The organism is Stenotrophomonas sp. CASM101 (assembly GCF_049384845.1).
GTDB lineage: Bacteria > Pseudomonadota > Gammaproteobacteria > Xanthomonadales > Xanthomonadaceae > Stenotrophomonas > Stenotrophomonas hibiscicola.
This window is the reverse complement of sequence record NZ_JBMRFR010000049.1, coordinates 1-254: the sequence shown is the minus strand read 5'-3', so window position 1 is coordinate 254 and position 254 is coordinate 1. Positions and strand designations below refer to the sequence as shown.

At 65.0% G+C, this 254-nt stretch carries 1 pseudogene; it reads left to right on the top strand.

Annotation, left to right across the window (positions count from 1 at the left end):
* Nucleotides 1-124: 124 nt before the first annotated feature.
* A pseudogene (locus tag VG543_RS21225) lies at nt 125-254 on the top strand (DUF418 domain-containing protein); the annotation flags it as partial.

Sequence of the window (254 nt, the reverse complement as noted above, 5' to 3'; positions counted from 1 at the left end):
GCTTCGATGTCCAAGCGCGCCCGGCGCTGTCGTGGAAGGAACTGGTGATACATCGCCAGGCCTACATCAGCAATATCCATACCAGCTACCACAAGCGCCTGGACGAAACCGGCGTGGTGCGCATTCCATGGCACTGGTGACGATCGGCGGGCTGCCGATGTGCCTGGGTTACCTGGCGTGGATCGTGCGTTGGCGCGCGCGGCTGGGATGGCTGGCGCCGGTGGGGCGCATGGCATTGACCCACTACCTGGCCC